3 protein-coding genes are annotated in these 5,892 nt (G+C 35.9%); 1 reads left to right on the forward strand and 2 read right to left on the reverse strand.

Annotation, left to right across the window (positions count from 1 at the left end; all coding sequences use genetic code 11):
• Nucleotides 1-308 (reverse strand): hypothetical protein (locus KJ678_04230; GenBank protein ID MBU1017338.1); only part of this gene is annotated, 308 nt, incomplete at its 3' end.
• Nucleotides 309-594: 286 nt separating this feature from the next.
• Here KJ678_04230 and KJ678_04235 point away from each other — a divergent pair.
• Complete coding sequence (locus tag KJ678_04235) at nucleotides 595-3,771, forward strand: hypothetical protein (GenBank protein MBU1017339.1); 3,177 nt, start codon at nucleotides 595-597, stop codon at nucleotides 3,769-3,771.
• Here KJ678_04235 and KJ678_04240 read toward each other — a convergent pair.
• Complete coding sequence (locus tag KJ678_04240; protein MBU1017340.1) at nucleotides 3,736-5,646, reverse strand: glycosyltransferase; 1,911 nt, start codon at nucleotides 5,644-5,646, stop codon at nucleotides 3,736-3,738. The two genes, KJ678_04235 and KJ678_04240, sit on opposite strands and share 36 nt — an antisense overlap.
• Nucleotides 5,647-5,892: the final 246 nt, after the last annotated feature.

Below are 5,892 nucleotides of genomic sequence, written 5' to 3' on the forward strand. Positions count from 1 at the left end.
TCCTTTATTTCCACCTCATCCACATCTACACTGCCCGTATTCTTTACAGTAATCCTAAATTGAACTGTATCTCCTGCCTCAGCACCGGTTATTTTACTCTTAAATTCCCCACTCGTTCCAAAACGCACTTTCTTTTCCAAAGAAAAATCTCTATCCTTTATTTCAATACAATTTTGACCCCCACCATAAACAGGAGTACATATAGTTTCCGCGGAAACACTTTTTGGTAACAAAGCAAGAGCGACAAAAGCGCCCAAAACTACCGTTACCGCAAATATTGATTTTTTCAACATAAGTTTATAAAACATATTTCTACTCCAGTATCCGCCATTCTAGCACATCAAAAAGCACTTGTCAAGTCTATGGGGTGCGTGGTGTCTGGAATTATAATATAGTAATACACAGACCTCCCGCCAACCACTACAAGACGCCCCCCCCCCCAAAAAACCCTGCTGGGGTAAAAAACCAAAAGCCAAAAGAGTCTTTCTGCTTTATGCGCACAAAAAGGCGTTCCTTGGCAACACAAAAAGATCGCATCCTCTATTGTCAATCTCCCCATTCAAAGAATTGGCATATTTAGGTATAATTATTTTAATGACTACAAAACCAAGACAACTAATAGTTTATTTTCTTGCGACAATTATTTCATTAATTCCTTTGGTTCTACTTCTTCATATAATCCTTAAACCGGGATACATAATTTTTACGGATGTTACGGAAGGTCTTAAATTGGACCATTTATATGAAAGATATATATATACCTATAGCAACGATATAGGAGACGCTCTAGCAGAAAAGGCGCGTATTCCTTTGTTTTATTTAACACTTGTAATTTTCAAATTATCCCAACTTAACGATCCTTACTACATAAAAATTAAATTCGCCGTGTTAATTGTAGTAACCACACTCTCATATCTAATAGGATTAAAAAATATACTTGAGACAAAAAATGGAAGCAAACCAAACCCCACTCACTTATTAATATCTTTTATATTCGGAAATCTATTCTACTTAACAAACTATTGGGCTACTAACAGACTTACCCACTTTTATCTATTTTTCTCATCCGCCGGCGTTATTTTAACTTTCGGTCTTTATTACAATTTCTTATTTTCAAAAAGTGTCCGGATAGAAAAGCTAATAATATTGTGCGTGCTATTATCCATTTTTTCAGCCACTCCCCACACCCCTATTTTAACTGGCATTATATTCGTTTCTCTAACACTAGTCTTCCTACTACAGAAGAACACCGATTGGAAAGAGAAATTAATTAAAATAAAATTCTTACCCGCATTTTTTATATGTTACTTGCTTGTAAACCTTTACTGGATAGTACCTTTTACAGTTTCCAAAATGGGACCTGACGCAATTTTAAGCACAGATATGGTGAACTTACTCGCAAGAAACAACACCCTACTCAATCAAGCATCCCTAAAAGGCTATTGGTGGCAAGAGCTTTCGGAATACCCTATAAACAAAACACTTATCGCCGAAGCTTTAGACTTGATATCTTCGTGGCTTCCACTCGCAATTTTGGGAAGTCTGTGTTTTATCAAAACAAAATCCAAATTAAAACAAAATATTTTCGTCTTATTCATAATAAGTCTAGTATTAGGAAGCAAAAATATCCTATCCGCAAATATATACAATTTTTTGATGTTCCACTCCCCTATTAAAAGCATTGGCTGGCTCTTCAGAGAGCTGGACAAAATAGGTCTTTTACTAACGCTATGCTATTCAATAACGATAAGCTTTTTAGTATTTTTGGTAATGAGCAAAAAGAAATTTAGGGCGATAATCATAACTCTCGTAACAATTTTGCTCATTAACCATTTGTTCTATTTCGGGAAAATAGTTAAAAGATACTACACTCCGCAAAGACCGCCTGCGGAATTTTCAGAGGCCAATAAAATACTTGAAAAAGATCTGGAAGAATTTAATGTACTTTGGTACCCGGGTATTGAACAACCATGGTGGCTAAAAACAAGAGAAAATAGATTCGTGTTTACAAATCTTCTATCGGTAAAACCCACCATAACTACTAGATCAGACTTAATTTTCTTTTTTGATTATGTATTTAATAACGAAAATCTTGACCAAATAAATGTGTCCAAGGCGCTAGACATCGCTGGTGTAAAATATCTTATTTTAAGAAAAGACGAATTTTATCCTTACGACGCTGGGTTGGAAAATAAGCTTCTGCTACAGCCCAAACTAAAACTTATATACAAATCAAATATACTCAATGTGTATGAAAATACCGCATTCTCTGGCTTAACTAAGATTTATTCAAAAGCAGTTGTTACCAACAAGGGACTAGCCATTTTGCAAGACTTGGATACCTACAATATAGATGTTTCAAATACTCTAATATCTTTCTCCGACCTTAATATTTATAACCTCCCTGTTGAGAAGACTTACAACATAGAAAACGGAGAATACATAGATGCCGCTATAGATGAGTACAGAAATTCCTTTATATTTCCAGCAAAGTATATTAACTTGGTAGAATCCGGGAAAAGAGATTTTTGGAGAAAGTCCTCCCTCAAAAACATATCCTACGCGGAAAATAAGTTTTTCTTTAACAATTACGGTTTAGATGTAAGCCAGTTTGATTATGATGAAATGGTAGCTACCGCCCAAGACGGCAAGCAATTAATTGATAAATCCAAAAGCCCAAGCAAGTTATTCAGCATAAGTTTTTCTAAACACCCTAATATTACGGCAGAAAAAAATAGTTTTTACTATAAAAGCGCACCAAAAGATTTTGAATACCACTGGGACATAATAAGAAGCGACCTCATTAATGTCTCTGGGGTCCAGGCAATAAAGGTAAAATTTAAAACCGATATTAAAAAGGATTTGATTCCTCACTTTAAGATCACCTCTTACGATGAGACAGCCTCGTCAACAGATATTAAATTTATATACCCGGACGAGAAAGGTGAGGTTGATGAGGTTATTGGACTGCCTGAAGACGCTATAATGGCAGATTTCAGTATATGGACCTTATCCAACCTCCAAAATCAGGAAGGATATTCCTATAAAATTGAAAACTTTAGTATTGGAGATGTATCCAACAATACACAACCAATATCTTTAACTTTCAAAGCAGACACAAACTGCTTTGGGAAATGCGTAGTTTACGCCAGAATATTAAAAAGCAAACTGGGAGGAACTATTGAATTAAATATTGATGAGGATTATTTATACGCAGATACAAAAGAGTCTGACCTTAAAGAGAGATATAGCTGGATTAAAATGGGACAAGTGAACATAACCAAAACTTATGGAAACACGCACACCCTAAAACTATCTAACCTAAAAGGAATAAATTCAATCAACACCCTAGTGTTCTTAAACGCAGAAGAAAGCGAAAAATTGGAGCGCGCGACGCAAAAAATGGCGGAAGAAAACATAAAAACATCGGCGATACAAAGCAGAGTGCCCCCCATCCCACAAAAAACCACTGCTGTTAAACAGATTGCCCCCACAAAATACGCTGTGACAATATTAAATAAGCCAAATACACCATACATATTGGGTCTCGCAAAACCAGAAAACCAAAACTGGATAACAAACAATGAAAAACCTTTTCAAATAAACGGCTTCTTCAATGGGTGGGTGGTGAACAATTATGTAGACAAGAACTTAAATATTGAATATCGTCTGCAGAAATACTTTTACATCGGAAGCGCTGTTTCTATCTTTACATTAGGAACCTTATTTGCCTTTCTATATATAATAAAGAAAAGATGTCCAAGGGTATAATCTCTCCGAAAGTAACCCTTTGTCAAAAATAAGGGTGTTTCTTATTACCTCTTCAAAAACGGTTTTTGAAGTTTCCCAAGAAAAATTCTTTGCCCACACAATAGATTTTTCTCCCATCTTATCCCGCAATAATTTATCGGATAACAAGCGATCTGCGTACATTATAAACTCTTTTTCATCTTCAGCTAAAAATCCAGTTTCATTATTTTTAATTGAGTCCCTAATTCCTGGGACATTAAAACCAACGGAAGGCGTTCCACATAGCGCGGCCTCAGTTACGGTAATCCCCCACCCCTCTTTCATAGAAGGCATAAGAAAAACCCAGGATCTCTTTAGAAGCTCAAGTTTTTTTCTTTCTGAAACAAAACCTAACATTGATATATTATCAGCAGAACCGAAAGATTTAATAAAATTTAAAAGCTGTATTTCATAATCCCCCGCCCCAGCAATATAGAGCTTAACACCTCTGTATTTCTTAGACAGTTTCTTCAGGGCTCTAACCGCCACCTCTAATCTCTTATAAGCCTTTAACCTGCCCACATACAAAAGCGCGGGAAATTTGTATTTTTTTACACCGACCGGCACTCGCGCCGAAACCGCATTGAAAGAAAGAAAAATATTTTTGTCGTCAAAACCCAACTCCCTAAGCTCGTTAAGGGTTGACGGAGAAACGGTAACAATATTTACTCTTTTATAAAGAGTAGGCATTAAAAATCTTTCAAGCAGGTAGCCTATACTGGCTAATGGAAAAGCAAACTGCTTAAACCATTGTTTTTTGTGTATATGATGAACAACCAAAATTTTCGGCTTCCTACAATACAAAGGCGTAAAAAACGGTATGCCGTTTTCCACATCTATTACAATATCCACAAATTTTCGCAAGGAAAAAATATAATAAAAAAAGGCATAAACATAAACTGTTAAGAAACCGCCTTTTCTTATAACCTTTACGCCGTCTATTTCATCCTCTGAAAACAAGTTTCCGGGCTTTGAAGTAAACAAAATTACCTTGTGCTTTTTCGCCAATCTTTTTGCAATCTGGTGAATATACACTTCGGAACCCCCCATTTGAGGATGTTTAACGTCCCGCCAAGAGAAAATCAATACATTTGCTCCTTGTTCCGGAGCTTTTGTTCTGTAAAATTTAGTAGACTTGTTTCTTGCCACATAGGAAATTTCTGAAAGCTTTAATGTTAAAAGCTCTTTAGTTATATCAAACGCCCTTTTAACAAAATGCAGATTTGCGCTTAACTTTTCGTTCCATTTAACTTTAACTTCAAAAACCTTGTAGTTTAAGTATTTGCACACTAAAAGTATGTTTACATCAAAAGCGTAACCCGTGTTAGACAACCTGCGAGCTACTTCTTTAGCTCTACTATTTCTAAAAAGTTTAATTCCGCATTGAGTATCTTTATAGGACAACCCAAAAACTATTTTGTTTATTAGCCAAAAGGTATTGATAAGCATTTTTCGTTTTAAGGATATTTTTTCCTTTATCCTGCTTCCGATTACCCCATCCAATTGAGGGGTTTCAACAAGAAACTTGTAAAGTTTAAGTATATCTGAAGCGCAAACAGCCCCGTCAGAGTCGGTATAACCAATAATTTTACCGCTAGCTTGCAAAAACCCCAAAGAAACCGCCCCACCCTTACCCGTTATATAAGGAGTTTCAATAGATTTTATAAAAGGGGGGGTCTTTGAGTACCTTTTAACTACACTTAATGTTTTTTTATCTTTGGAGTTTAAAACTACAATAATTTCAATAGGGAAATTTTTTAAGGACGAAAAAAACGAGCCGTATTTAGCCAATGTTTTATTTAGCTTTTTGGCGTTGTTAGCAGGTATTATTAAAGATAATTGCAAGTTTTTAGGCATATTAAAACAAAAAACTCCGATTAGACGGAGGTTTAATTCCTTTTAAAACATCCTTCCAATAAAGAATATCTTAAAGGGACGGGCTGAACAGTCTGAAAATCCGAAGATTCTCAAAACTGCTCAACCCTTTTTGTCTCCTATCTCCTCTACTTCAAGTTCCAGCTCGCGAAAATGCCGCGATTGACCCCGAGTTTTGGGTCATCCGCGCCATAAACAACAAGCTGGTCGCCCACGGCGATTTGGTAA

The organism is Patescibacteria group bacterium (assembly GCA_018817085.1).
GTDB lineage: Bacteria > Patescibacteriota > WWE3 > CG2-30-40-12 > CG2-30-40-12 > CG2-30-40-12.